General features: G+C 65.9%; 23 protein-coding genes. 7 read left to right on the top strand and 16 right to left on the bottom strand.

Features of this window, described 5'->3' with window-relative positions; genetic code table 11:
• Positions 1-21: 21 nt before the first annotated feature.
• Genes GQY20_RS00920 through GQY20_RS00900 form a run of 5 tightly spaced genes read right to left on the bottom strand, consistent with a single transcriptional unit; the run spans position 22 to position 5,009 of the window.
• On the bottom strand, positions 22-1,095 hold the full coding sequence (locus tag GQY20_RS00920; protein ID WP_157215162.1) for an acyl-CoA dehydrogenase family protein: 1,074 nt from the start codon (positions 1,093-1,095) through the stop codon (positions 22-24).
• 5 nt (positions 1,096-1,100) lie between these two features.
• Complete coding sequence (locus GQY20_RS00915; protein WP_157215161.1) at positions 1,101-2,285, bottom strand: acyl-CoA dehydrogenase family protein; 1,185 nt, start codon at positions 2,283-2,285, stop codon at positions 1,101-1,103.
• Positions 2,282-2,680 (bottom strand): PaaI family thioesterase, encoded by a 399-nt coding sequence (locus tag GQY20_RS00910; protein ID WP_157215160.1) that lies wholly within the window; start codon positions 2,678-2,680, stop codon positions 2,282-2,284. Before GQY20_RS00910 ends, GQY20_RS00915 begins: the two co-directional genes overlap by 4 nt.
• Positions 2,677-4,224 (bottom strand): FadD3 family acyl-CoA ligase, encoded by a 1,548-nt coding sequence (locus GQY20_RS00905; RefSeq protein WP_157215159.1) that lies wholly within the window; start codon positions 4,222-4,224, stop codon positions 2,677-2,679. Before GQY20_RS00905 ends, GQY20_RS00910 begins: the two co-directional genes overlap by 4 nt.
• Positions 4,221-5,009 (bottom strand): enoyl-CoA hydratase/isomerase family protein, encoded by a 789-nt coding sequence (locus GQY20_RS00900; RefSeq protein WP_157215158.1) that lies wholly within the window; start codon positions 5,007-5,009, stop codon positions 4,221-4,223. Before GQY20_RS00900 ends, GQY20_RS00905 begins: the two co-directional genes overlap by 4 nt.
• A gap of 190 nt (positions 5,010-5,199) precedes the next feature.
• Here GQY20_RS00900 and GQY20_RS00895 point away from each other — a divergent pair, with 190 nt between their 5' ends.
• Positions 5,200-5,814 carry a TetR/AcrR family transcriptional regulator gene (locus GQY20_RS00895; protein WP_157215157.1) on the top strand — a complete coding sequence of 205 codons (615 nt, stop codon included), beginning with the start codon at positions 5,200-5,202 and terminating at the stop codon, positions 5,812-5,814.
• Between the two features lie 32 nt (positions 5,815-5,846).
• On the opposite strand, the gene GQY20_RS00890 is transcribed toward GQY20_RS00895, so the two are convergent.
• From GQY20_RS00890 to GQY20_RS00870, 5 genes are all read right to left on the bottom strand, one after another.
• Positions 5,847-7,565 carry an N-acyl-D-amino-acid deacylase family protein gene (locus tag GQY20_RS00890; RefSeq protein ID WP_157215156.1) on the bottom strand — a complete coding sequence of 573 codons (1,719 nt, stop codon included), beginning with the start codon at positions 7,563-7,565 and terminating at the stop codon, positions 5,847-5,849.
• Positions 7,562-8,344: an alpha/beta fold hydrolase gene (locus GQY20_RS00885; protein ID WP_157215155.1), complete on the bottom strand. Its 783-nt coding sequence runs from the start codon at positions 8,342-8,344 to the stop codon at positions 7,562-7,564. The genes GQY20_RS00890 and GQY20_RS00885 overlap by 4 nt, the downstream gene beginning before the upstream one ends.
• A gap of 8 nt (positions 8,345-8,352) precedes the next feature.
• Positions 8,353-8,775, bottom strand: coding sequence for a Zn-ribbon domain-containing OB-fold protein (locus GQY20_RS00880; protein ID WP_157215154.1), 423 nt, complete (start codon positions 8,773-8,775; stop codon positions 8,353-8,355).
• Entirely contained in the window at positions 8,772-9,980 is a 1,209-nt protein-coding gene (locus GQY20_RS00875; RefSeq protein WP_157215153.1) for a thiolase C-terminal domain-containing protein, read from the bottom strand. Before GQY20_RS00875 ends, GQY20_RS00880 begins: the two co-directional genes overlap by 4 nt.
• A 166-nt stretch (positions 9,981-10,146) precedes the next feature.
• Positions 10,147-11,118, bottom strand: coding sequence for a Rieske 2Fe-2S domain-containing protein (locus GQY20_RS00870; protein WP_157215152.1), 972 nt, complete (start codon positions 11,116-11,118; stop codon positions 10,147-10,149).
• A gap of 208 nt (positions 11,119-11,326) precedes the next feature.
• Here GQY20_RS00870 and GQY20_RS00865 point away from each other — a divergent pair, with 208 nt between their 5' ends.
• From GQY20_RS00865 to GQY20_RS00845, 5 genes are all read left to right on the top strand, one after another.
• A complete protein-coding gene (locus GQY20_RS00865) occupies positions 11,327-13,021 on the top strand; it encodes a class I adenylate-forming enzyme family protein (protein WP_157215151.1) in 1,695 nt (564 codons plus the stop codon).
• Positions 13,021-13,890, top strand: a complete 870-nt coding sequence (locus GQY20_RS00860) for an amidohydrolase family protein (RefSeq protein ID WP_157215150.1) — start codon at positions 13,021-13,023, stop codon at positions 13,888-13,890. The genes GQY20_RS00865 and GQY20_RS00860 overlap by 1 nt, the downstream gene beginning before the upstream one ends.
• A gap of 18 nt (positions 13,891-13,908) precedes the next feature.
• Positions 13,909-15,012 (top strand): Rieske 2Fe-2S domain-containing protein, encoded by a 1,104-nt coding sequence (locus GQY20_RS00855; RefSeq protein WP_157215149.1) that lies wholly within the window; start codon positions 13,909-13,911, stop codon positions 15,010-15,012.
• Positions 15,009-16,169, top strand: a complete 1,161-nt coding sequence (locus GQY20_RS00850; RefSeq protein WP_157215148.1) for an acyl-CoA dehydrogenase family protein — start codon at positions 15,009-15,011, stop codon at positions 16,167-16,169. The genes GQY20_RS00855 and GQY20_RS00850 overlap by 4 nt, the downstream gene beginning before the upstream one ends.
• 345 nt (positions 16,170-16,514) lie before the next feature.
• Positions 16,515-17,648 carry an acyl-CoA dehydrogenase family protein gene (locus GQY20_RS00845; RefSeq protein ID WP_157215147.1) on the top strand — a complete coding sequence of 378 codons (1,134 nt, stop codon included), beginning with the start codon at positions 16,515-16,517 and terminating at the stop codon, positions 17,646-17,648.
• A gap of 234 nt (positions 17,649-17,882) precedes the next feature.
• Here GQY20_RS00845 and GQY20_RS00840 read toward each other — a convergent pair whose 3' ends face one another.
• From GQY20_RS00840 to GQY20_RS00815, 6 genes are all read right to left on the bottom strand, one after another.
• Positions 17,883-19,172, bottom strand: coding sequence for a hypothetical protein (locus tag GQY20_RS00840; RefSeq protein WP_157215146.1), 1,290 nt, complete (start codon positions 19,170-19,172; stop codon positions 17,883-17,885).
• Positions 19,173-19,234: 62 nt separating this feature from the next.
• Positions 19,235-20,305: a hypothetical protein gene (locus GQY20_RS00835; RefSeq protein WP_157215145.1), complete on the bottom strand. Its 1,071-nt coding sequence runs from the start codon at positions 20,303-20,305 to the stop codon at positions 19,235-19,237.
• Positions 20,306-20,538: 233 nt separating this feature from the next.
• The gene (locus GQY20_RS00830; RefSeq protein WP_157215144.1) at positions 20,539-20,730 is read right to left on the bottom strand and encodes a hypothetical protein; all 192 of its coding nucleotides are present in this window, start codon (positions 20,728-20,730) and stop codon (positions 20,539-20,541) included.
• A gap of 221 nt (positions 20,731-20,951) precedes the next feature.
• On the bottom strand, positions 20,952-21,635 hold the full coding sequence (locus GQY20_RS00825) for a hypothetical protein (protein WP_157215143.1): 684 nt from the start codon (positions 21,633-21,635) through the stop codon (positions 20,952-20,954).
• A gap of 211 nt (positions 21,636-21,846) precedes the next feature.
• Positions 21,847-22,056: a hypothetical protein gene (locus GQY20_RS00820; RefSeq protein WP_157215142.1), complete on the bottom strand. Its 210-nt coding sequence runs from the start codon at positions 22,054-22,056 to the stop codon at positions 21,847-21,849.
• Between the two features lie 726 nt (positions 22,057-22,782).
• Entirely contained in the window at positions 22,783-24,525 is a 1,743-nt protein-coding gene (locus GQY20_RS00815) for an RNA-directed DNA polymerase (protein ID WP_157215141.1), read from the bottom strand.
• A gap of 328 nt (positions 24,526-24,853) precedes the next feature.
• Here GQY20_RS00815 and GQY20_RS00810 point away from each other — a divergent pair, with 328 nt between their 5' ends.
• Positions 24,854-25,264 (top strand): DUF3597 domain-containing protein, encoded by a 411-nt coding sequence (locus GQY20_RS00810; RefSeq protein ID WP_157215140.1) that lies wholly within the window; start codon positions 24,854-24,856, stop codon positions 25,262-25,264.
• The last annotated feature ends 122 nt before the right edge of the window (positions 25,265-25,386 follow it).

The raw sequence follows: 25,386 nt of genomic DNA, 5'->3' as shown, positions 1-25,386 counted from the left end.
GTGTCCTCTCCTCTTCGCGTATCATTCCATACGGCACAGCTCCGCGAATCGCTGCACCTGTGCCGCAGCAGTACCATGACGCGTGCTGAAAGCGATGAGTCGCTTGAAATAGTGGCCCACCGGATATTCCTCGGTCACGCCGATGCCGCCATGCAGCTGAATGCCCTGCGCGCCGACGAAGCTGCCCGCCTGGGCGACCCTCGCACGCGTCGCTGCGGCGATCCGTGCGCGCTCCGTGGGATCGCCCGCGGTCAGCGCCTCCAGTCCGCGCAGCACGATCGAGCGCGCCTGCTCCAGCTCGATGAACATGTCGGCGAGACGGTGGCGCAGCGCCTGGAAGTCGCCGATGCGCTGGCCATATTGCTTGCGGGTGAGCAGATAATCGCGGGTGAGGTCGAGCGCGGCCTGCATCGTGCCGACCGCCTCGGCGCTTTCCAGCACCAGCGCATGGTCGTGCGCGGCGAGGATCGCCGCGGACGCCCGGTCCGGCCCGGCGATCAGCGTCGCGGGCGTGTCGGCAAGCCGCAGCTCGCCCGCGGGCCGATCGTCGACCGTCCTGAATGCCCGCAGCGGGGCACCCTCCGCCGGCAGGTCGAACAGGGCCAGCCCCTCACCCTCGATCGTCGCCGAGACCAGGAAGCCGCTCGCCAGCGGCGCGCCGACCAGGCCGGTCTTGCGGCCGCTGAGCCGCCAGCCGCCATCGTGCCGCACCGCGCGGGTGGCGACCCAGGCGGGATCGCCGCGCGCCTCGGCCTCGTCGTGGGCGAGGATCGGCCGCGCGTCGCCCGACGCGATCGCCGCCACCCGCTCGGGCGCGATGGCGAGCAGCGCCTGCGCGGCGACCACCGCCACCTCGACGAAAGGTGCGCGCACGATGCCGCGGCCCAGCTCCTCGGCGATGATCGCGGCGTCATAGGCGTCGCCGCCGAGCCCGCCGGCCGCCTCTGGCAGGGCGATCATCAGCCAGCCCATCTCGGCGAAATGTGCCCAATGGGCTTCGGCATCGCCCTCGGCCTGATGGTCCTGCACGACCCAGCGCCGCGCGCTGTCGCGCACCATGGTCTGTTCTTCGGTAGGGAGGAAACGGATCGCCATCGCCCTTAGCCCCGCAGCAGCTGCGCTGCGATGATGTTGCGCTGCACTTCGTTGGTGCCGCCGTAGATCGACGCCGAGCGCCGGTAGAAGGCATCCGCCACGACGCCCGGCGCCAGCAGCACGCCCGGCGCGTCGGGGGGCGTCGCCAGCAGATAGTCGCGCTCGGGATAGGCGGGCAGCGCATCGTCGCCCAGCGCCTCGATCGAGAGTGCGCCGAGCCGCTGGACGAGCTCGGTTCCGCGTACCTTGAGGATCGAGGATGTGGGCACCGCGCCGGCAACGCCCGCCTCTTCCTCGGCGACGACGCGCCACAAGGTGGCCTCATGCGCCAGCACCTCGATCTCGAGCTCGGCGAGCTGGCGGGCGAAATGCGGATCGTCGATCAGCGGCCGGCCGCGCACTTCGGTCTCGGCCGCGATCCGCTTGATCCGGGCGAGCAGCCCCTTGCAGCGCGGCACCTCGGCCGAGAAGGTCCGCTCGGCGCCGAGCAGCTCCTTGGCATAGGTCCAGCCCCTGTTCTCCTCGCCGATCAGATTCTCGACGGGAACGCGGACATCCTCGAGGAACACCTCGTTCAGCACATGGCCGCCGTCGATCGAGACGATCGGGCGGATGGTGATGCCGGGCGTCGCAAGGTCGACCAGCAGGAAGGAGATGCCGGCCTGCGGCTTGCCGGCGCTCGAGGTGCGCACCAGCAGGAACAGCCATTCCGAATAATGCGCCTCGGACGTCCAGATCTTCTGCCCGTTGACGACATAGTCGTCGCCGTCGCGGATGGCGCGGGTCTGCAGCGAGGCGAGGTCGGAGCCGCTGTTGGGTTCGGAAAAGCCCTGCGCCCAGAATATCGCGCCGCTGCGGATGCCGGGCAGGAAGCGGTCCTTCTGCGCCTGGTTGCCATAGGTGTAGATGATCGGGCCGACGAGGGTGAGGCCCTGCGGGCTGACCGCCGGACAGCCGGCGAGGAAGCATTCCTCCTCGAAGATATGGCGCTGCGTCACCGTCCACCCCGGGCCGCCATATTCGACGGGCCAGTTGGGCACGGACCAGCCGCGCTCCTGAAGCTTCGCCGTCCAGTAGAGCACGTCGGGCTTGTACGGATGATAGCCGAGCAGGGTACGGCGCGCCATGTCGGGCGGCAGGTTGGCGGCGATGAAGGCGCGCACCTCCGCGCGGAAATCCTCGTCGGTCATGCTTTCTTCTCGAAGGGGCGGAACAGGCCGCCGACGCGCATCAGCTCGTGCCGCTCGGTGCGGATGATGGCGTCGGCGAAGATCAGCACGGAGGAGCGCTTGCGCTCGACGACCGTCGCCTGGATCCAGTCGCCCACCCGCGCGCCGCGGATGAAATCGGCGCTGAGATTCAGCGTGACGCCCTTCACGATATAGCTCAGCGCGAAATCGGCGAAGGCGAGCAGGAAGCCGCCATGGGCGAAGGCCTCGCTGTTCGCCTGGTCCTCGCCGATCCAGCAGCCGACGGTGCGCGCGCCGTCCGGCTCGATCCGCACATAGAAGCGGCCGGCACGGTTCACGAAGCGGCCGGGCGGATGGAGCAGGGCGAAATCGGGTGGTGGAGGCGTATCGTTCACGCGTCGGCCAGCTTGAACTTCTGGACCTTGCCGGTCGCGTTCATCGGCAGCGCGTCGAGGAAGGCGATGGAGCGCGGCACCTTGAAATTGGCCATGCGCTCGCGGCTCCAGGCGATCAGTGCCTCCTCCTCCAGCATCGCACCGGGCTTCAGCACGACGAAAGCCTTGCCGACCTCGCCCATCCGCTCGTCGGGAACGCCGGTGACGGCGACCTGCTGGATCGCCGGATGGGCGAGCAGCATCTTCTCGATCTCGGCGGGATAGCAGTTGAAGCCGCCGACGATGAACACGTCCTTCTTGCGGTCGGTGATGCGCAGATAGCCGGCATCGTCGAGCACGCCGATGTCGCCGGTGTGCAGCCAGCCGTCGGCGTCGATCGCCTCGGCGGTCGCCGCCGGATCGTCGAGATAGCCGAGCATCACGTTCATGCCGCGCACCAGCACCTCGCCGGCCTCGCCGATCGGCAGCGGCTTGCCCTGCTCGTCCGCGCAGATCACCTCGATCCCCTCGATCGCACGCCCGCAGGAGACGGTGACGATCTCGGGCGGGTCGCTCGGCGAGGTCATGGTGACGGTGCCGCAGGTCTCGGTGAGGCCGTAGCCGGTGAGCACCACCGGAATGCCGAGCTCGCTGCGCATCGCCTCGATCATCGAGGGCGCGACCGCGCTGGCGCCGGTGATCGACACGCGCACCGAGGCGAGCGCGCCCGCCTTGCGCTCGGGCATGGCGAGCAGGGTCTGGAACAGGGTGGGCGGGCCGGGCAGAAAGGTCACCCGCTCGCGCTCCACCTTGGCGAGCAGCCGGTCGACGTCGAGCGTCGGCTCGGGCAGGGTGGTGGCGCCGATCGCGAGGTTGACCAGCCAGCCCGCCTTGTACCCCGCGCAGTGGAAGAAGGGATAGAGGATCAGGAAGCGGTCGCCCGGCCCGATGGTGGTGGCCTTCGACCAGAGATAGGCGGTGCGCACTGCCTGGCCATGCGTCGCCATTGCGCCCTTGGGATCGCCGGTGGTGCCGCTGGTGAACATGATGTCGGCGAGGTCATGCTCGTCGAGCGCGGCGAGCCGCCGTTCCGCCTCGGCGCGCGATGCCGGGTCGGCGCCCGCGAGGAAGGTCGCCCAGCCGTCCGGCGTATCGACGCCGAGCCGCACGATCCGATGGACGGTCGGGATGTCGACCTCGGCGAGGATGTCGCCGTAGCGCGTGCCGAGGAATTCGTCCGCGACCACTGCCATCGTCGCGCGGGCGCGATTGAGGATGAACTGCGCCTCGCTGCCCTTGAAGCGTGTGTTGAGCGGGATCAGCACGCCGCCCGCCGCCTGCAGCCCCAGGCAGGCGACGATCCAGTCGACGCTGTTCTGCGCCCAGATCGCGACCCGGTCGCCCGGCTGGAGGCCCGCGGCGACATAGGCGGCGGCGGCCTGCGTCATCCGTTCCTCGAGCGCCGCGAAGCTCAGCCGGACGTCGCTGTCGATCACGGCCAGGGCATCGGGCCAGTGTGCCGCGGCGGCCTGCGCGCAATGGGGAATGGTGAGCGCCTGGCTCATGCCTCTGCCTCCCGGACCTTGCGCGCTTCGATCAGCGCGTTGCGCGCCAGCATCATGTTCAGCGATTCCCGATCGAGCGACTGGCTGAACGTCTCGATCGGCGCGGCGTTGAGATTGGCCTTGGCATAGGCAAGGCCGGTGGGCGGAAGCATGGCGAGACGTGCCGCCAGCGCCATCGTTTCCGTGCGCAGCTCCGCATCCTCGTAAATCCGGTCGACGAGACCGAATGCCAGCGCCTGCTCGGCGTCGCGCTTTTCCTCGATGAGATAGAGCTGGCGCGCCTTGGCCGTGCCGAGAATACGCGTCCAGAGCCAGCTTCCGCCATAATCGCCGGGCATGCCATGCGTCGTGAAGGACGGGATGAAACGCGCCGATGCCGCCGCGAAGCGGAAGTCGCAGGCTGCCGCCAGGCTCATCCCCGCGCCCGCGCAGGCGCCATTGATCATCGCGATGGTCGGCTTGGGCATCTCGTGCAGCAGCCGCGCCGCCTCCACGTTGCGGCGCAGCCAGCGCGTGCGATTCTCGACCGTCGCCTTGGTGGGCGCCGTGCCCGCCGCCTTCTCCTCCGCAGCCTTGGCGATGGCGCGCACGTCGCCGCCGGCGCAGAAGCCCCGGCCCGCACCGGTGAGCACCACGCAACCGACCGCATCGTCCTCCGCCGCCCGGCGCACCCCCTCCAGCAGACGCTTCATCAGCGGCGGATTGAGCGCATTGAGGCTCTCCGGCCGATTGAGCGTCAGCAGGGCCACCCGCCCATCCCGTTCCTCGATCAGGACGTCGTCCAAATTCCTCTCCAGGGGATGCTTCCCGTTCGTCCGATCTTCTATATAGAGTTACCTCTAATGCAAGATGTGGAGAGGGGTCGAAAATGCGTGAAGCGGTGCTCCGCGCCTTCCCGCCCTTGCGGCGAGGGGAAAAGCGCCGCCTGTTTCGGCAGCCATTGGTATGCGCCAATTAAGTGCTAAGGCGTCGGAGGTGACCGAGATCCGTTTCGACCGCGAGCGGGTGCTGGATGCAAGCGGCGGGCTGTTCGCAGCGCGCGGCTTCGACGGCACCAGTTTCCGCGACATCACCGCCGCCACGGGCGCCAAGCGATCGCTGCTGCTCTACCATTTCGGCAGCAAGGAGGAGCTGTGGCGCCTGGCGATGAAGCAGATCGTCGCCAAGCTCGACGCGGCGATCGCACGACGCGGCATGCCGCCCGTCGACTGCCCGGACGCGGAGAAGATCGGATCCTCGCTGCGCACCTATATCGATGCGCTGGTCGAGGTACCGGAATATGGCCAGGTGCTGCTGCGCGAGGGCGTGACCGCCAGCCCCCGGCTCGAATGGCTGATCGCCGAGTTCGTGCCGGCCTTCGCGTTCGATTTCGTGCTGAAGGATCAGGCCGCCAATGCCCGGCTGCGCGGCACCATGCTGCGCGACATCACGATCGGCGCGCCCCTGTTCGCGACGGCGCTCGGCCCCTTCCTCGAAGCCTCGATGGCCGCCGCCAGCCACACGCCCAGCGTCGGCATCCACCCGATGAGCCCCGCGCGGCGCGACGAACTGATCGATATCCTCGTGCCGCTGGTTCTGGGCAGGAACTGAGATCCTCCCCGGAGCGGGGAGGATGACAGGGATTAAGCGGGCTCAGCCTGACGACCGCGGATCAGCCGGCCGGGACGCGCGTCGGTCGGGTTTCCGTTCTCGTTGATCAGCTCGCCCGCGACGATCGTCGCGACATAGCCGTCCGCGGTCTGATCGAGGCGGCGGCCGCCCGCGGGCAGATCATGGGTGATGACCGGACGGTTGAGGCGCAGCGCTTCATAGTCGATCACGTTCAGATCCGCCTTGTAGCCGGGGGCGATCCGGCCGCGATCGTTGAGGCCGGCGACGCGCGCGGGATCCGCGGTGAGCGCCTTCACTGCCTCGGCCACGCTCAGCCGGCCGCTCTCGCGATCGCGCGTCCAATGGGCGAGCAGGAAGGTCGGGAAGCTGGCATCGCAGATCATGCCGTAATGCGCGCCGCCGTCGCCGAGACCAAGCACTACATCGTCCCGCCGCATCAACGTGCCGATGGTATCCAGCGACCCATCCTGGAAATTGCCGAGCGCCACCATCAGCATCGCATGTCCTTCATCGTCGAGGATGCGGTCATAGGCCTCCTCCTCGGGCGAGACGCCGCGCGCCGCCGCGCGGGCGGCGATGCTGGTCGAGACGTCGGGCTCATAGTTCGGCACCGGGGCGAGCGGGAATATCCAGTCCCAATTGCGGGTCATCTTCACCAGCGGATGGCCCTCGTCCGGCGCCTCCGCCAGGATGCGCGCGCGTGTCTCGGGCTTGCGCATCTCGGCGACGCGCTCGGCGAGCGGCAGATCGGCGATCGCCTTGTAGCTCTGGCAGAGTACGAACGGATTGGCCGACAGCTCCAGGCCGATGATCAGGCCGATCGGACGCGGGAAGACCTGCGCGGTCACGGTGCCGCCCGCCCGGTTGCTCTCCTCGACCAACTTCATCGCGGCCGGCCATAGCGGTGCACCGCTGTTGCCGGTGCCGAGCGTGAAGGTGACGGGCAGGCCAGCCTCGCGCGCGATACGGAAGAGCGGGCCGAGCACCGGTTCATAGCCCTGCGACGGAATCTCGGGGACAAACTGGAAGAGGCCGCCGCCAGCATCCACCATTCCCTGCGCAATCGCGGCGATCTCATCATCGCCCGCGTCGTGCGTCGGGATCAGTTCTCCGCCCTCGGTGCGGTGATAAGAGAGGCGCGAGGAGGCGAAACCGAGCGCGCCGGCCTCGATGGCCTCCCTGGTCAGCGCCCGCATCTTCTCGCGATCCGCCTCGGTCGCGGGCTCGCGCGCGACGCCGCGTTCGCCCATCACATAGACGCGCAACGGCGAATGCGGGAGGAAGGCGGCGACGTCGATGTCGCGCGGGCGGGAATCGAGCGCGTCGAGATATTGCGGGAAAGTCTCCCAACTCCACGGCAGGCCCTCGGCCATCACCGCGCCGGGAATGTCCTCGACGCCGGCCATGACGTCGACGAGGACGTCGTGGTCCTCCGCACGGCAGGGTGCGAAGCCGACGCCGCAATTGCCCATCACGACCGTCGTGACGCCATGGCCCGACGAAGGATTGAGCCGATCAGACCAGATCGCCTGGCCGTCATAGTGGGTATGGAGGTCGACGAAGCCGGGCGTGACGAGCAATCCCGCGGCATCGATCACGCGGGCTGCATCGGCCGCGACGGTTCCGACCGCGGCGATGCGCCCATCCTTGACGGCAACGTCGCCGACGAACGGTGCGCCGCCGCTCCCGTCGACGATCGTGCCGCCGCGAATGATGAGATCATAGGTCATTGGGCATTCTCCAGATTGCGCGCGCCGCGACCCGATCTCTCTGCAAGATCGCGGATCGCGACGACGTTCAGAATTTCGGCCAGGGCATCGACATGGCTGAGTTGGGGCGAGTGGTCGGTCGCCATCGAATGGACGGCGATCGGCGGGGATTGGGCGATCATCGCCCGCTGCGCCGCGATCGGCACGGTCCGGTCCTTCGTCGTCTCGATATAGACGCGCGGGATGCGACCGTAGCGGTCCGGGCTGAGCGACACCGGCGTCGCGAGCGGCGCCATCACCTCCGCCTTCACCTGCGGCGCCGCCCAGGCACGGGTTTCCGCCGTGCATTCGGCGAAGAACAGATCCTCCGAATCCGGCGGCGGGAGCATCGACAGGCCGTCCTCGTCGATACGGACCTCCAGCGAAGGCCCTTCGATCGCCTGCTCTGCCATCAGCTGCTGCAGGCCGACCGCGCTGACCCCGTCGGGCAGCATCAGCGCGGTGAGATAGACGATGCCGGCCACCGATTCGGGGCCGGCGACCTCGGCCGCCTGGCTGACGACGAGACCGCCGCGGCTGTGGCCGACGAGGATCACCGGCTCACCCGCATCCGCCGCCAGCGCGGCGATATCGCGCGCCCAGCGATCGAGCGTCACCTCCGATGCGGGCGTGCAGTCGGCGCCGCAGCTCGCAAGATCGGGGGCCAGCACGCGATGCCCGTCCTGTTCGAGCCGGGCCTTGAGCGGCTGCCAGCACCAGCCGCCGTGGAACATGCCGTGGACCAGAAGAAATGTCGCCATGGTTCCTCTCAGCTTTTGTCTTTGACGCAGTGTAACACGAACAGCGGCGCGATTACGGCCGTTTCCGGGCCGGGCGTGCCGAGATCGGTGAAACGGACGATGACCGGCGCGCCGATCGTCAGCCGGTCGGGCGCCTCGAGCAGGCGGGTGACGAGGCGAACGCCAGGAGCGCCGTCCAGCTCGACCAGCGCGGAGACATAGGGTGTGATGCCGGCGTAGCCGGAATGAAGCGGGCGTTCGACCACCGACCAGGTGAAGAGCCGGCCGGTGCCGGGCAGGCGCACCCATTCGACCTCGGCACCGCTCGGATACCAGTCGAACCCGGTGCCGTGGACACGGCGCGGCAGGCGGAGCTCGCCCTGCGCCGCTGCCTCCCAGAAAGGCGCGAGACGCGGATCGGTCGTGTCGGGAAGCGGGAAACCGGCGGTCATGCGCACACCATCAGCAGGGTCGAGGCATCGCCGCCAGTGAAGCCGCCATAGGCGGCGACGCGCGCGTCCGCGACCTGGTTCGCCGCCTCGCCACGCAGCTGCCGGACAAGCTCGACGACATGGGCGATACCGAGCAGATAGGCATGGCTGAGCAGGCCGCCATGGGTGTTGAACGGCAGGCCGCCCTTCGCGCGGCCGCGGGCGTGGCTGAGCCGGTCGCCCGCGACGAAGCCGCCGCCCTCGCCCTTGGCGCAGAAACCCATATCCTCGATCTGCATCAGGGCGACGATGGTGAAGGGATCATAGACGGCGAGCACGTCGACATCCGCCGGCGAAAGGCCCGCCATGGCGAAGGCGGCGGGAGCGGCGAAGCGCTGCGGCGTCGCGGTGAAATCGCCCTGCTGACTGAAATAGGTGCCTGCGCGCGAAACACCCTCGCCGACGCCCTGCACGATCACCGGCGGCTTCGCCAGATCGCTGGCGCGCTCGGGCGTGGTCATCAGATAGGCGGCCGCGCCGTCGGAAATCAGGCAGAAATCCTCCATGCGCAGCGGATCGACCAGCATCGGCCGGGCGAGATACTGATCGAGCGTCAGCGGCTTCTCGCGCATCACCGCGCCGGGATGGCCGTTGGCATGGACGCGCTGCGCGACCGCGATCGCGCCGAGCTGCGCCTCGGTGGTGCCATATTCGTGCATGTGGCGGCGCGCGACGCCCGCGAAATAGACCGGCTGCGGATAATAGCCAAAGGGCAGCTCATAGCCGGCCTTCATCCGCTCTCCGGCATGATAGTCGCCCGGGCCGCCGGTGCCCGCCGCCTTCTGCGAGGCCCAGTCGATCGCGAAGACGTTGAGGATGTGGCGCGCGCGGCCGGTGCGTAGCGCGGCGGCGGCGGCGTAGGGCGCAGTGCCGGCCCAGGTCATCGCGCCGCCCGCTTCGGACACCCAGAGATCCTGGCGGGTGCCGAAGCGGGCGTGGAAGGCGGCGGCGGAATATTGGCCGGCCATGCCCTTCTGGATCATCAGGCCGTCTATGTCGGCGGGCGTCAGGCCGGCGTCGGCGATCGCCGCTTCGATGGCGGCGCCGGCCATGTCGAGCGCGCTGCGATCCGAGCGCTCGGAGGCCGGCGCCTCGCCGACCCCGGCGATGGCGACCTGCCCCGCAATCGATTCGAGCGGCGTCGCCCAGCCCCAGTCGAGACTCACGCGAGCAATCCGTCGTGCACAATTTCCGTTCGGTTCGAGCGCAGTCGAGAACCCGGCCCGAGCGAAGCCGAGGGTTGCCGAGCATGCCCCTTCTCGACTTCGCTCGAAGGCAGTTCTCGACTTCGTTCGAACCGAACGGGAAGGGCCATCAATCCTTGCGCTGGAATCACGCCGCCACGCCCTCATGCACCCGGGAGGGCGTATCGACGTAGAATTGCTTCGCCCAGCGGCGGAACTTGAGGAACGGGCCGTCGCCGTCGCACAGATACGGCTTGTCGCGGTAGATCTTGGCTTCCCAGATCGGCTGGTCCTGGCGGAGCTGGCGGTTCACTTCCTTGGCGAAGGCGTGGCCGATGCGGTCGATCTGCTCGTTGCGCTCGGGATTGCGCCAGTAGACGCGGAACAGCTGCTCGGTCACGTCCGCCTCGACCGGCGCGTTGACGGTGAGCATGCAGATGCCGATCACCGTTTCGTAGCGCACGATGCCGAAGCCATAGCCCCAGCTCTCGCTCGACAGCGTCCCTTCCACCGGCCCGCGCGAGGACGGGAAGAGCTGGGTCGAGTCCATCCGCATATAGGGACCTTCGAAGCGGATGCCGTCATAGGCGGCGGCGCCGGGGTGGCCGTGGACCGACTGGAAGTGGGCGCCGTCCACCGTGTTCTCCGCCATCTCCTGCAGGCAGGTGCGGATCATGTGTGCCTCGACCAGCGGGCCGACATAGGCGTCGCTCTCGTCCAGTTCCGGCACGCGGGGGAGATCGAAGAAGGGGGCGACGCCAGCGGGGTGATACCAGCCCATGACGAAGCCATAGAGCTCCTGCACCGGATAGGTGGTGAGGCAGGCATAGGGGTTGAGCTTGCTGGCATAGGGGATCGCGGCGACCGAGCCGTCGCCGTTGAACGACCAGCGGTGGAAGGGGCATTCGACGGTGTCGCCGACGACCCGGCCGCCGACCGCGATGTTGGCGCCGAGATGGGGGCAGTAGGCGTCCTGCAGATGGGCGGCGCCCTCGGTGCCGCGCCAGAGGATCAGATCGCGGCCGAAGCGGCGGACCTGGCGGATCTCGCCGGGGGCGAGATCGGCCGATTCGGCGATGTAGAACCAGCCGTAGGGCACCGGGAAATCAAATCTCTTCATGCCACGTCCTCTCTCGCGATATGCGTCCTGACAGATCTGTCAGCGGCTTACAAGCGGGCTCTTCGCGCCGTCAACGACGGCGGCTTGTGCGGGAGCGATGGCGGCTTGCCGCATGCGCCGATCAGGTTTCACAATGCGCGTGCATCCGCCGCACTTGCGAAATGCGGAAAGCACGATCTATAACGCATTATAAATTTCAGGAGAGAGCATGGCCACGGCCTCCTTCGACGTACTGGGCGCCTATGCCCGCATCTGCGAGACGCTGACGGCGGACGGCGCGCCCTTCGCGGTGAAGCGGGCGACCGTCGGCGGGCACGCCATCAAGGTCTATGCCGAGTGCGACGAGAATGTCGTGGACGTGCTGCTGCGCAACGAATCGCGCTTCGGCCCTCTCGACCTGGTGATCGAGGGCGACCGCCGGCTGACCTATGCCGACGTCGCCGGCGCTGCCACGCGGCTGGCCGGCTGGCTGCAGGACGTGCACGGCGTGAAGGCGGGCGACCGGATCGGCATCGCGATGCGCAACCGGCCGGAATGGTTCGTCGCCTTCACCGCCATCCTGCGCGCGGGCGCGGTGGCGGTGCTGCTCAACAGCCGCGGCGCGGGCGCGGAGCTGGCGGCGGCCGCGGCGGACGTGCCCTGCACGCTGATCCTGGCGGACGAGGAACGCGCCGAGCGGATGCGCGAGGCCGGCATCGCCGCGCCGATCGAGACGCTCGGCCCGGTCGAGGCGGCGCTGGCCGGCGAGGGACGCGCGGCCGAGCCGGTGCGCGTCGATCGCGACGCGCCCGCGATGGTGCTGTTCACATCAGGCACCACCGGCCGGCCGAAGGGCGCGGTGCTGACCCAGCGCAACATCACCAACATGGCGCGCAACCTGGATTATCTGACCGCGCTGCAGGTGGAGCTGGCCGCCGCGATGTACGGCGTGCCGGTGGAGACGCTGCGCACGATGATGCCGCGGGTTTCCAACCTGCTGGTCTTCCCGCTGTTCCACATCTCCGGCATCACCGCCTTCTTCATGACAAGCGCGTCGGGCGGGCAGCTCGTCACCATGCGGCGCTGGAGCCCGGCGGCCGCCCTGGAGCTGATCTCCGGCCATGCCGTCACCACCCTTTCCGGCCCGCCGCTGATCCTCGGCGACCTGCTGGACCACCCCGAAGCCGCGGCACATCTGAAATCGGTCACGGCGGTCGGCGTCGGCGGCCAGGCGACGCCGCGCAGCCTGATCGACCGGGTGCGCCAGGCGCTGCCGACCGCGACGCAATCTTCCGGCTGGGGGATGACCGAGGTGTCCGGATCGGTGACGGCGATCGCGGGCGCGCCCTATCTGCTCAAGCCCTCTTCCTGCGGCGACAGCTCGCCGATCGTCGAGCTGCAGGTGCGCGACGAGGCGGGCAACGTGCTGCCGCAGGGCACGGCCGGCGAGCTGTGGGTCCGCGGCGCAGTGGTGATGCAGGGTTATTTCAACGCGCCCGAAGCCAATGCCGCGGCTTTCGACGGCGCATGGCTGCGCACCGGCGACGTCGGCTACATCGATGCCGAGGGCTTCGTCCACCTGGTCGACCGCAAGAAGGACATGGTGATCTCCGCCGGCGAGAATATCTACTGCGCCGAGGTGGAGCGCGTGCTGAGCGCGGATCCCGACTTCGTCGAGGTATCGATGTTCGGCGTGCCCGACACGCGGCTGGGCGAGCGCGCCATCGCCGCGGTGACGCTGCGCGAGGGCGCCAGCCGCAGCGAGGCGGAGGTGAAGGCTTTGGCCCGCGCCAGCCTCGCCGACTACAAGGTGCCGGCCGCCGTGGTGTTCGACCTCGGCCCCTTCCCGCGCAACGTCACCGGCAAGGTCGACAAGGCCAAGCTGCGCGCACGCTATCTCGAAAAAGCCGGAGAGCCCGCCTGATGCCCTTTCCCGAAAAGCAGAAGGTCATCGATCTGATGATGGCCATCCCCGTCTCCGGGGACAACAGCGAATGGTATGAGGCGTTCAAGCCGCTCCTCATGGACGAGGAAAGCCGGCAGGCGTTCAAGATGCCGGCGCAGTACATGTTCAAGGACATCCCCCAGGTCGGCCCGGTCGAGGACAAGGTCGCCTGGACGATCGGCCATATGGACAAGCATAATATCGAGCGCGCGCTGATCGGCTTCATCGAGGGCGAGCCGGGCTCGATGGCCGCGCAGGGCAAGTATCGCGACCGCTTCCTGTTCGACATGCCGGTGAACCCGAATGACGGGATGGAGGCGGTGCGCGCCATCCGCCGCGCCAAGCGCGATTTCGGCATCCACGCGGTCAGCGTCTTTCCGGCCGGCATCAACCCGCAGGTGCCGATCAACGACAAGAAGATGTACCCGATCTACGCCGCCTGCGTGGAGGAAGGGCTGCCGATCTTCGTCAATGCCGGCGTCTGCGGCCCGCGCTTCCCGAGCCTGGTGCAGAAGGTGGAGCTGATCGAGGAGGTCGTCTGGTTCTTCCCCGAACTCAAATTCGTGACACGGCATGGCTGCGAGCCGGACGAGGCCTTGGCCTGCAAGCTGATGCTCAAATATCCGAACCTCTATTATTCGACCTCCGCCTTCGCGCCGAAACATTATCCGAAAGCCGTCATCAACTTCATGAACAGCCGCGGCGCCGACAAGGTGATGTACGCCGGCTATTTCCCGATGGGCCTCAGCCTGGAGCGCATCTTCGGCGACCTCCGCAACCTGCCGCTGAAGGACGAGGTCTGGCCCAAATTCCTCTACGAAAACGCCAAGACGCTGTTCGGCATCTGAATCCGAAGGAGACCCCTCATGGCCGACCAACCCAATCCCGTCAGCGCCCGGACCCCGCCGCCGGCGGTGTGGCATTATCTCGAGAACCTCAAGGGCGAGGAGCGGCTCGCCTGGCGCAAGGCGGACGTGACCGATCGCCCGAACCCGGACGAGCGCAACCTGCCGCACGAATATCCGTTCGGCTGGTTCGTGGTCGACTATTCGGACGAGCTCGCGATCGGCGAGGTCAAGTCGATCCGCTATTTCGGGCAGGAGCTGGCGCTGTGGCGCGGCGAGGACGGGGTAGCGCGCGTGCTCGACGCCTATTGCGCCCATTATGGGGCGAACATGGCGCATGGCGGCAAGGTGGCCGGCAACCTGCTCGAGTGCCCGTTCCACGCATGGCGCTATGACGACCAGGGCCGCGTGCTCGACATCCCCTATGCCAAGGTGATCCCGCCGCAGGCGAAGCGGAAGGATTGCGTGCCCAGCTGGCCGACGGCCGAGGTGAACAACCAGATCCTGGTCTGGTACCATCCCGACCGCATCGCGCCGATATGGGACCCGGTGGTCTATGCGGAGACCCAGGATCCCGACTGGACGCCCTACGCCAAGTTCGAATGGTTCGTGTACACCAGCCTCGAGAACATGGCCGACAACGGCATCGACATCTCCCACTTCAAATATGTCCATGGCGCGCCGTTCGTGCCGGAATATCGCATGACCTTCGACGGCCGCTCCCGCGCCGTGGTGGCGGACATCAAGTTCAACACGCCGCGCGGCCATGTCGAGGGCGCGATCACCTCGATCACCTATGGGCCGGGGCAGAGCACCAGCCGCTTCACCGGCATCTCCGAGACCTTGCTCGTCTCGGGCGTGACGCCGGTGGACCGCGACGTGCTGAAGGTGCGCTTCGCCTTCACCCAGCCCAAGGCCCAGGCCGAGGGGCCGGGGGCGAACCTCGCCAGGGCGCTGATCCGCGACATCTGCACGCAGCTCGATCAGGACAAGGTGATCCTCGACCGGCACAAGCGGATGGAGCCGCCCTTGGTATGCGACGGCGACGGGCCGTTCGGGCGCAACCGCCAATATTACAGCCAGTTCTTCGCCAGCCGGAACCCCTCGCCCAAGATCGCCGCATGAGCGACCTCGACGCGTTCCGGGCGGAGGTGCGCGCCTGGCTGGAGGAGAATGCGCCGCCGTTCATCCGCCAGCCGGAGAGCATCGAGACCGCGATCTGGGGCGGCCGCAAGCCGAGCTTCATCCATGACGACCAGCGGCTGTGGATGGAGCGGATGGGCGCGAAGGGCTGGACCGTGCCCGAATGGCCCAGGGAATATGGCGGCGGCGGCCTTTCCAGGGACGAGGCGAAGATACTGGCGCAGGAGATGCGCCGCATCGGCGCGCGCCGGCCGCTGGACAGCCTCGGCATCTGGATGCTCGGCCCCGCGCTCCTCAAATATGGCACCGAGGAGCAGAAGCGCGAGCATCTGCCCAGGATCGCACGCGGCGAGATACGCTGGGCGCAGGGCTATTCGGAGCCGGGCGCGGGATCGGACCTCGCAAGCGTCGCGACCAAGGGCGAGGACAAGGGAGACCATTTCCTCGTCAACGGATCCAAGATCTGGACCAGCTATGGCGACAAGTGCGACATGATCTTCGCGCTGGTCCGCACCGAGCCGGACGCGCCCAAGCATCTCGGCATCAGCTTCCTCCTCATCGACATGGCCGATCCCGGCGTCTCCACCCGGCCGATCAAGCTGATCGCCGGCGACAGCCCGTTCACCCAGACATTCTTCGACAATGTGAAGGTGCCGAAGGGCAATGTGGTGGGCGAGCGCGGCCGTGGCTGGGACGTGTGCAAATATCTGCTGAGCCACGAGCGCGAGATGATCGGATCGCTGCCGACGACGCAGCTCAGCGCCGAGACGCTGGCGCAGCATGCGGTGCGCGTGCTGGGCGCGGACGGCATCGCGCGGGCGGGCGCGCTGCGCAGCGACATCATGCAGCATGAGATCGACGCCTGGACCCTCGCCATCGCGATCGAGCGGGCGGGCGACCAGGCGAAGGCCAAGGCCTCCTCCCCCTTCACCGGATCGGTGCTGAAGCTGTTCGGCACCGAATTGATGAAGCGGCGCACCGAGCTGGCGATGAGCATCGAGGGCTCGGCCGGATTCGACCCGCAGGGGCATGAGGCGCAGGAATGGCTGCACGCCCCGGCCAACACCATCGCGGGCGGATCGAACGAGATCCAGCTCAACATCCTTGCGAAACGCGCGCTCGGTTTGCCGGGGGCGTGATGGGGAACGACTTTCATCCTCCCCCGCAGGGGGAGGGGGACCGCGCATGGCGCGGTGGAGGGGTTCCGCGCTCGCAATCGACGGTCCGCCTGTCGTCCGCGGGAACCCCACCACCACCCTGCGGGTGGTCCCCCTCCCCGTTCCGGGGAGGATGACGATGAGGAACGTCTCTCCCTTCCCCTCCCTTCCGAGGAGGGGACAGGAGCAGGCAAGCGGACGACGGGGTTCGATGCCCCGGCGGACGTTCGGCCTCAAACACCCCGTCTCCCATAAGCGCGCAGACGCGCGCACCCACCCCCAGCCCCTCCCTTGCGGGGAGGAGAGCCATAAGCTCGGAACATCCCCATGCCCCTGGTCCTGACCGAAGACGAGCAGATGCTCGTCGAATCCCTGCGCAGCCTGCTGTCCCGCTCCGCGCCCGTCGCCGCCTTTCGCGCGCTCCGCGATTCTGGCGATCCGAAGCGTTATTCGCCGGCGCTGTGGGCGGAGCTGGCCGAGGCGGGCTTTGCCGCGCCGCAGGTGCCGGAGGCCGAAGGCGGGATCGGCATGGGCTATGCGGCGGCCGGCCTCGCCGCGGAGGAGATGGGCCGCGTGCTGGCCGCCACGCCCTTCCTCTCCACCGCGCTCGCCATCGAGCTGCTGATCGCCGCGGGCGATGCGGGGCAGAAGGCGGCGCTGCTGCCCGGCCTCCTCGACGGATCGCGCCTCTTCGCGCTGGCGATCGAGGAAGGCGGGCGCCACGATCCCGACACGCGCGCGACACGCGCGACGCGCGACGGCGCCGGCTGGCGGATCGAGGGGACCAAGCGCTTCGTGCTCGACGGCGGCGTGGCGGACGGGCTGATCGTCGCGACGCAGGGCGAGGACGGGCCGATGCTGCTGCTGGTCGATCCCGGCGCACCGGGCGTCGCCGTCACCCCGCGCGCCAGCATCGACAGCCGCAACGCCGCGGATATCGCGTTCGAGGGCGTCAGCGTGGGCGCGGACGCCGTGCTGGGCGGCGCGAACGGAAGTGCAGACGACGCGGCGGCGGCGATCGCCCGCGCGCTCGACGTCGGCCGCGTTCTGCTCGCCGCCGAGCTGCTCGGCATCGCGCAGGAAGCGTTCGACCGGACCGTCGCCTACCTCAAGGAGCGCGAGCAGTTCGGCGTGAAGATCGGCACCTTCCAGGCGCTGCAGCACCGCGCCGCGCGGCAATATGTCGCGCTCGACCTCGCCCGCAGCGTCGTGCTCAAGGCGCTGCGCGCGCTCGACGAGGGCGACAAGGCCCGCAGCGCGCTCGCCAGCCTCGCCAAGGCGGTGACGACGCGGACGGCGCGCGAGGCGATGAACGAGGCGGTGCAGATGCACGGCGGCGTCGGCGTGACCGACGAATTCGACATCGGCCTGTTCTTCAAGCGGGCGCGGGTGGCCGGCGAGACGCTGGGGGACGATTATTTCCACCGGGAGCGGCTGGCGAAGATGGTGTGGGGGATCTGAGCGCAGCTTCGTCCTCCCCCGGCGGGGGAGGGGGACCGTTCGCGAAGCGAATGGTGGAGGGGCTGCCGCTCTCTACAGTCGCCGGGCATCGCCTTTGACGACTGGTCGCCCCTCCACCGCGCTCCGCCCACGGCTCGCTCCGCGAGCCGGCTTCGCGGCTGTGGCTTGCCCCCGGCAAGCCACTGTCCGCCGCTCCGCCCCCCTCCCCGTTCCGGGGAGGATGAAGAAAGGCCCTCATTCCCACTCCTCGTCCGGCGGCTCGGGCTCGGCGCAGCCGGGCGGGGCGCAGCCATGCTCGCGCCAGTGGCGGCGGTGGAGATCATATTCGGCGACGCGGAGGCGGGCCTCGGCGATGCGGCGGGCGGCCTCGGCGGGATCGAGGTCGGGCGGCTGGCACTGGCCCGACCAGCGATCGGCGCGGCGATGGACCAGCCAGAAATGCGCCGCGCGCAGCGAGGGCGGGAGCGTGACGGCGATTTCGGTGCGCAGCCTCTCGCCGTCGCCGGTCAGAAAGACCTTTTCGCGCATATAGGTGTAGCCGATGGCGCGGGCGAAGAGGGCCGCTTCGACGGCATCGTCCGCGACGGCGGGAGCGAGGCGGCAGGCGGCGCCGAAGGCGGCGTGGCGGAGCGTCCATTGGCGCAGGGTGGTGGCGCCGATCCCGAAGGCGCGGGCGAGATCGCTGTCGAGCGCGCCGCCATCGGCGAGCTGGCGGGCGCGGCGGACGAAGGCGGGGTCGTAGTCCGGGCCGGGCGGGGGCGGCGGATCGATGTCGATCGGATCGACCGGGATGGCCTGGGTGAACGGAGGCAGCGGGGGGTGTATGCGATGAGGGAGGGTATCGCGGGCTGGTGCGCTTAGAACGTCATCCCAGCGCACGCTGGGATCGCTCTCCACATGCGAGCGGGTGGCTGCTGAGAGTGATCCCAGCTTTCGCTGGGATGACGGGAATGGTGAGACCGTTTCGAGACCCACGAGAGGATCGCCCTCATCCACGGGCGCGTCAGGCCCGGGATCGAGCGCATCGATCCGGGCCATTCCATCGTCGTCGCCGTCCATCTCCGGCCCACCTTCCTGTGCGGCGCACATGGCCTCATAGGCAGCCTCCTCTATGTCGCGCAGCGCTTCTTCGGTGAGCGCAAGCGCGCCGGCCGGATCCTGGATCGCGGATGGCGGAGAATCCCAGCGATCGGGGCGGCGGACGCGCAGCCAGAGGGTGGCGGCCTTGTCGCAGGACGGAACATGCTCGGTGACGGTGGTGCGGACGAGCGTGCCGTCCTTGAGGAAGACGCGCTCGGTCTCGCGGTCATAGCCGGTGGCCTTGCGGAAGAGGGCGCGCTCGACCGCTTCGTCGGCGGCATCGGGAGGCAGGCGGCAGGCAGCGGCGAAATCGGGATGCTGCTGCTTCCACGCGCGGATGGTCTGGAAGGAGACGCCGAAGGCGGCGGCGAGATCCTTGTCGAACGCGCCGCGCGCGGCGAGGGTGCGGGCGGCGGGGATCAGGGCGGGCGAATAGTCGGTCATGGCAGCGAGGCTGGCATGGCCCGGGGGATTGCCGCGAGCGGCCGGATAAACCCTAGTGCTGCCTAGATGGATGGGAGGGTTGCAACGCCAGCATTGTAGAGCAGCGCCAGATCGTCGGAGGGCAAGCTCGCTTCCCATCGGAGTATGTCCGCGACATTCGCGCAGACATTGTCGCTGGCGATCCCGCGGGCCCCTCTTTCCCGCAAACGATGACGTTCGTAGGCTGCGAGGTTCTCCATGAGGAGCGGCAGTTTCTCAGGCTGAAACGAACGCCCGGCGGGATGCTGTTCTCCCGCCTTCGCGGCATATATGGCTGCAGCGATCAGCCGGCCATATCTCCGCGACTCATCGGAGGAAATCGGAAGATCCGCAATGGCACCCATCGGGGTTCCGTCCGATGTAGTGCCGCATTGCCCGACCCAGCTGTTCAACAGTTGACCGAAATCACCCAAGCCGCGCTGCAATGCCGCGAGCGAGGGGCCAGGTGCTTGCGCGATTGCGCTGCGCTTCATCAAGGTGAATGTCAGGATGCGCTTGGCGACGGGCGGGGAGATGGTGTCGGACCGATGCGCGGCGCGCGCGGCGCTGACCTCGCGAAAATAGACCTCCAAGATGGTGTTCATGGCATCGGGATATGCCGCCACCATCGCATCGATCGCCTCGCGCTCCGGCGATCGCTGTCGCATTGCCTGGACGGTCGAATACCAACGGGCTCCTTCCAGCGTGCGTTTGCCGTTTGAGGAGTCCACGGTCGCGCGCGCAAGCAGAACGGCCAATATCGATATCAGCCCGAAGGCGATGGCCGGCCTCCTTGGGTGCCGATTTCCATCTACGGCGGTCATCCTGTGGAGTCGCAACCGTGCAGCGTCCGCGACCATGAGGGCCAGCGCAAAAGCGATAGGTGTCCATCTTAAGATACCGACGAAGGAGAACAGGGGTATAGTCGTGACGAGAGCATGTGCAAAAAAGAACTGAACGACGATGTTGACCGCGTGGACGATGGCGACCTTTCGCCACGTCGAGTTCCAGCCGCGCAGCACGCGGTGGAGGCCGAATATGACGAGCATGCTCGCCGCCATGGCGAGCAACATCGCAGTGAGAAACAGAATCTCATAGAGTATCGCCGTCGGCATTATCCCCCCGATCCGTAACGAGCCCCGTCCCCCCGTTAATGCGCGGGCTGATTTAAGCAACGTGGAGACATGGCCGTATTGGACTTCGCGTCCCAACCCCGACAGCCGGGCTGGCCAGCCCGTTCGGAAGCGATCGCATCTGCGGTGCGTCTCGCAGGGCGTGACCTAATCGGCGACGCGGAGTTTCGCGGTCATAGCCGGTGGCCTTGCGGAAGAGGGCGCGCTCGACCGCTTCATCGGCGGCATCGGGCGGCAGGCGGCAGGCGGCAGGCGGCGGCGAAGTCGGGATGCTGCTGCTTCCACGCGCGGATGGTCTGGAAGGAGACGCCGAAGGCGATAGCGAGATCCCGATCGAGCGCACCCCGCGCGGCGAGGGTGCGGGCGGCGGGAATCAGGGCGGGGCTGTAGTGGGCCGTGTCGGTCATGGCAGCGAGGCTGTCATGAGCGGAGGGATTGCTTTTACCGGATTAATGCACTGTCACCGTAATTCTGTCACCGGGACCCATGATTGCTCTCCAAATAGCAGCCTTGAATCAGAACCCGAGCCGGTTGGGCATCACTTCTACCAACATGGTGTGGTGTGATGGTGTGGTGTGGTGTGGTGTGCGAGCAAGCAACAGACAATCCTGGATGTATTGCCAGGAAGTCAGCCCGGAATTTTGCGCTTCGGCAGTTTATTGGTCAAAAACTTGGTCAATGTGGCGACAAATCCGTCTGCGATGATGTGCTTGGCCGTCGTCAGACTGTCAGCATCCGTGAATGTTAGGTGGGGAGTTTGATCCCACAAAATCGCCCCTTTCTGACTTTGGACGCCATCATAAAACGTGCGCGCGTAAAAATCGCTGAACAAGTGCGATTTGATACCGCTCCCCGAGAATGTTTGAGCGCCGACGTAAAGTTCGATATAGCAGGAGTCTTGCGATGCGCTGTTACGCGCCGCACTCGCCTTCAAAGCTCTAAACTTGCTGTCCGAGATAGGCTCGTGTTCAAATACAACGGTATTGTTCTCGGATCCGGTGTAGCTGTGCCAAGAAACTGATGAAATCGTTATTGGTAGCGCATCAATGTTCAGTACGTCTTCGATGACACCTTCGACGCTGGCTGCTGGGTACTTGCGGTCATACTGAGCTTGCAACACCGCTCCTAAAAGGCCGAAAGCGCCGAAGTTGGATGCGGACTCGGATTTGTAAATGCCGCGTTGCCAGATATGGATGCTACAGGATTCCGGCGCGACTTCGTGGAGCGGAGCGCTGCTGGCGAATGCGGTTACCGAAAGAGAAAGGCCGATAGCCCCCAAGCCCAATGCAAGCCTAACCGCCGCACGCGTCATCTCGCCCCTCTTGCAACAAAATTACATCTTTATGAACCCGATTAAAGCAGGGCCGCGCTCACTTGGAAACTCTCTTTTGTTACACAACCCGGAATTACGGTGACAGTGCATCTATTGCTGCATTCCTACCGCGCTTCGCCGGCTTGAGGATATGTCCGCTCTCCCGTTCGAGCCGGTCAAGAAAAGCGGGTTCGCCGACCGGCGGGCCGATCTATTCGGCCTTGCGCAGCCGCGCCGTGCGATCCTCATCCTCGTCGCCCGCCAGGAGGGGGGCGAAATCGGGATGCTGCTGCTTCCAAGCGCGGATGGTCCGGAAGGGGACGCCGAAGGCGATGGCGAGATCCTTGTCGAGCGCGCCCCGCGCGGCGAGGGTGCGGGCGGCAGGGATTAGGGTGGGGCTGTAGGTGATCGTGTCAGTCATGGCAGCGAGGCTGGCATGGGCCGGGGGATTGCCGGGAGGTGGATTATATATGCTGTCTGGGAGTATAAGAGGCAAAGCATTGCGTCACGGCGATTTCCACGCTCTGATGGCGGTTCGCAGTGGCAGGGCAGGACATGCGGGCTTTTTCGGCGGCGATTGTTGCTACCAGTCTTTGGGTCGGTCACGATTGCCATGCTGAGCCGATGCCGGCGACGCCCGGCGATCCGCCTCCCGCAAGCACGCAGGGCAGGGAAGAAGACCGTTCAACTGGGCAATTCGGGGGATGGGTTCTCGAGAGGATATCCTATGGCACCGCATTTCCGAGACTTCATCAGCCGGGCGGGGTAGTTCGCCTTTCCTTTCGAACGAGGGATGGTCTGGTTCGCTGGAGGCTCGAACAGGAAGGTGCGGCTGCTCGCCTCTTTGCGGACCTCGGAGCCGGAACGGAATTGGAAGCCAGCATCGTCAGTAGGTTGCCGGCTTTTCCGACCCAGGCGAGAGACCTCATCCACATCGCCGAAGGGCAACTCGATCCTGCGACATTCTCTCCTCCCCTGAAGCCGGTCTTGCGCGACATTCTGGGGAAGAGGAGGACATATCACGCGGAGCTCAGGGCATCGTCGGATGATCTCGACAGAGCGTTGCGGGCCACGAAGACTAGGTGCGATAGCAGTTCAGTGCGCCCATAGGCGCGAGCCGAAATATATGCTGTCCCAGATTTCTTCGCTATTTTTTCGAAAACGCCTTACCCGACTCACGAACAATTAACGGATCGCTTTCACTTTTGTTGAGCGTACGAAAAAAGGCATTCTTCTCGGCTAAAAGAATTTTTTCGCTGGCCTTCCAACAGAAAAAAATCGCACGTCGGACTACGGTACCAACATTCCAGTAAACTGACTTGAGAGCCACCAGAGCATCCCGATCGCCAAGCTCTGCCATCCGTAAGACCATCTCTCTCATAACAATGGGGCTGGTGGTAAGCGGTATACGCGCGAGGAAACGACGACAAACCTCCAATACTCCGAAACCTGGTTCTGAAGACAATCGAAACGCAGCAAGCATATAATATTCAGCGCATTTTCCTCCGTCTAAGAAATCATCGAAAAAAACTCGAATTTCTTCCCGCTCTTTTTGTGAGAATCTATTCTTTTCTTTTATAATAGCATCAACCACGTACGGCAGATAGTGGACATGCCGCTTGAGAACGTCGACCAAATCTACCACCTCCCGCCGACTTTGGTAGATAAACGCCTTGATGAACTCACGAATTTCGTCGTCAGCTACGTCGAGTTCCGTTGCGATCCTGTTCTTTATTGCCTTTATATCAGTTTTCATATACCGGGTAATTTGCTCCTTGCCCGGATAACGATAAGTCCTCACCAACCGACTACTATATCGAGAATGCACGCGGCGTATTTCCGATACGGCCTCATTCGGATCAATTGGAGCAAACTCCTCTTCGGTGCCTTCAGGGTTTTCCTCGGCATGCCCTTTCTCGATATTAATCATCTTCGTTTTTGCAACGTTGAGGAACAAGCCCTCACGATCTAAAGCTTCTATCAAAATATTTAGCGATGTATTGGCTTCCAAATATCCAGGAGCGAATAATCGAAAGTCATCAACATATCGAACAAATTTGATACCACGGCGATGCAACTCATTGTCCACGTTGATAAGCGAAGCTTCCGCGAGAAGTCGGCTACCGTCGCACCCAACCGGAACTCCATATGAATTGCGGCCCGCCCACGACAACAAGACATCGTTGATCTTAGAAACGGTCGCTAAATCACAGCCTGCCGAAGCGAGGATCGCCTCTATACGATGTATGTTAATGCGATCATAGAAATTGCTGATGTCAGTTATGACCTTGACGCTATATTCTGGCAACTCTGACATAATACCAGATTGACGCCGAAAGGCATCATAGTTCAAGTTGCTACCGAATAACATTCCGTGAGGTCGAGACCGATAGGAGAAAACAGATTTCTCGCCCTCTGGCCGCCGCGCCCGTTCAATATCAGGAGCTATTTTCATAACGAGCGCTAGATATTTTGCGGTATCAGTCAGTTCAATCCAGCTCGCTGCCCTGAAAGCAAACTTGTTCTTCGGTATATTTAACTTAAGCGGAATGGAAAGGTTTCTAACCTTCTTATCTCGAAGAAATCGCGTTACTGCGTTCACGACTTCTCGTCTGTAGTCAATCTCATCTCCAAGAAGGCGCGCTTCAATCGATCCATGAAATAGCGGTGGTCGAAATATATCGTCCACGCCACTCTTGCGGATATGAGCAACGGCACGGATTGCCAGAGCTTTTTCGTTCATACGAATAATAGTAAGGTTACCACGTCTGAATTGTAAATAGTTTAGCTTGAACCAACCTCTTTTGAAGCCTGCACGGTTGCGCTTCGCAACGTCCGGACTCTCTGCCGCCGTCCTGATCCTATGAGGACGTCCGTTTTCAAGAGTCATTCGAGGTAACACAGAAAGGCACATAGCTCCCCGTGCCAATGATCGAGATGACGATGCGGACGACACCCTGCTGAGGGCTCACCTCGAGACATCGCGAACTATTGTGCCTTCCCCCTTACAATTGATTACAATCCTGCCCCTCCTCTTCCTCCACCCGTCAGCGTAATCCCGCGCCATGCCGCATCGCGCTTGCGCACCCAGTGAGTCGATCGAACGATCGCACCATAGGGCGCCGAGAGTCGGGGCGGCCGTCCGGATTGGCCAACCCGCCCCCGGTGCCGGGCCTATGGAGGCGGGATCGTTTCGCCTCCCCTATCGGAGAAAAACCATGGGCATCTTCTCGACCATCATGAACAAGATCTTCCATCATGGCGACGCGCCGGCACCGGCGGCGGCCGATGCCGCGCCGGCCGCCGCCGCGCCTGCGGCTGCCCCCGCCGCAGCCCCAGCGGCCGCGCCCGTGGCGGCGGCTCCGGCGGCGCCGGTGGATGTCGGCGCGGTGCTCGCGCAGATGGCGACCGCGAAGGGCGGCGGCGGCAATTACCAGACGTCGATCGTCGACCTGCTCAAGCTGCTCGACATGGATTCGAGCCTTGCCGCCCGCAAGGAGCTCGCGAATGAGCTGAATATCCATGTCGGCGCGGATGGCTCCGCCGAGGAGAATATCGCGCTGCACCGCGCGGTGATCGACCAGCTTGCCGCGCATGGCGGGACGATTCCGGACAGCCTGCGGCATTGAGGCGTGTTGCGGCCCGTGCGGCGGGGGATGGGGGCGCGAGGGGATGAGCGCAGCCGTGGGGCATTCCCCATCCTTCCCCCAAAGGGGAGGGCGTCCGACCGTTGCCGTGCCCCGGCAGGCCG

The sequence above is a fragment of the Flavisphingomonas formosensis genome, assembly GCF_009755815.1.
GTDB lineage: Bacteria > Pseudomonadota > Alphaproteobacteria > Sphingomonadales > Sphingomonadaceae > Flavisphingomonas > Flavisphingomonas formosensis.
This window is presented reverse-complemented; position numbering and strand designations above follow the sequence as displayed.

What these genes read in the sequence shown, in the direction of transcription:
- GQY20_RS00920 (WP_157215162.1), bottom strand. Translation starts at nt 1,095, where the DNA reads ATGGCGATCCGTTTCCTCCCTACCGAAGAACAGACCATGGTGCGCGAC.
- GQY20_RS00915 (WP_157215161.1), bottom strand. Translation starts at nt 2,285, where the DNA reads ATGACCGACGAGGATTTCCGCGCGGAGGTGCGCGCCTTCATCGCCGCC.
- GQY20_RS00905 (WP_157215159.1), bottom strand. Translation starts at nt 4,224, where the DNA reads ATGAGCCAGGCGCTCACCATTCCCCATTGCGCGCAGGCCGCCGCGGCA.
- GQY20_RS00890 (WP_157215156.1), bottom strand. Translation starts at nt 7,565, where the DNA reads ATGACCTATGATCTCATCATTCGCGGCGGCACGATCGTCGACGGGAGC.
- GQY20_RS00885 (WP_157215155.1), bottom strand. Translation starts at nt 8,344, where the DNA reads ATGGCGACATTTCTTCTGGTCCACGGCATGTTCCACGGCGGCTGGTGC.
- GQY20_RS00880 (WP_157215154.1), bottom strand. Translation starts at nt 8,775, where the DNA reads ATGACCGCCGGTTTCCCGCTTCCCGACACGACCGATCCGCGTCTCGCG.
- GQY20_RS00870 (WP_157215152.1), bottom strand. Translation starts at nt 11,118, where the DNA reads ATGAAGAGATTTGATTTCCCGGTGCCCTACGGCTGGTTCTACATCGCC.
- GQY20_RS00865 (WP_157215151.1), top strand. Translation starts at nt 11,327, where the DNA reads ATGGCCACGGCCTCCTTCGACGTACTGGGCGCCTATGCCCGCATCTGC.
- GQY20_RS00860 (WP_157215150.1), top strand. Translation starts at nt 13,021, where the DNA reads ATGCCCTTTCCCGAAAAGCAGAAGGTCATCGATCTGATGATGGCCATC.
- GQY20_RS00855 (WP_157215149.1), top strand. Translation starts at nt 13,909, where the DNA reads ATGGCCGACCAACCCAATCCCGTCAGCGCCCGGACCCCGCCGCCGGCG.
- GQY20_RS00850 (WP_157215148.1), top strand. Translation starts at nt 15,009, where the DNA reads ATGAGCGACCTCGACGCGTTCCGGGCGGAGGTGCGCGCCTGGCTGGAG.
- GQY20_RS00845 (WP_157215147.1), top strand. Translation starts at nt 16,515, where the DNA reads ATGCCCCTGGTCCTGACCGAAGACGAGCAGATGCTCGTCGAATCCCTG.
- GQY20_RS00840 (WP_157215146.1), bottom strand. Translation starts at nt 19,172, where the DNA reads ATGACCGACTATTCGCCCGCCCTGATCCCCGCCGCCCGCACCCTCGCC.
- GQY20_RS00835 (WP_157215145.1), bottom strand. Translation starts at nt 20,305, where the DNA reads ATGCCGACGGCGATACTCTATGAGATTCTGTTTCTCACTGCGATGTTG.
- GQY20_RS00830 (WP_157215144.1), bottom strand. Translation starts at nt 20,730, where the DNA reads ATGACCGACACGGCCCACTACAGCCCCGCCCTGATTCCCGCCGCCCGC.
- GQY20_RS00825 (WP_157215143.1), bottom strand. Translation starts at nt 21,635, where the DNA reads ATGACGCGTGCGGCGGTTAGGCTTGCATTGGGCTTGGGGGCTATCGGC.
- GQY20_RS00820 (WP_157215142.1), bottom strand. Translation starts at nt 22,056, where the DNA reads ATGACTGACACGATCACCTACAGCCCCACCCTAATCCCTGCCGCCCGC.
- GQY20_RS00815 (WP_157215141.1), bottom strand. Translation starts at nt 24,525, where the DNA reads ATGACTCTTGAAAACGGACGTCCTCATAGGATCAGGACGGCGGCAGAG.
- GQY20_RS00810 (WP_157215140.1), top strand. Translation starts at nt 24,854, where the DNA reads ATGGGCATCTTCTCGACCATCATGAACAAGATCTTCCATCATGGCGAC.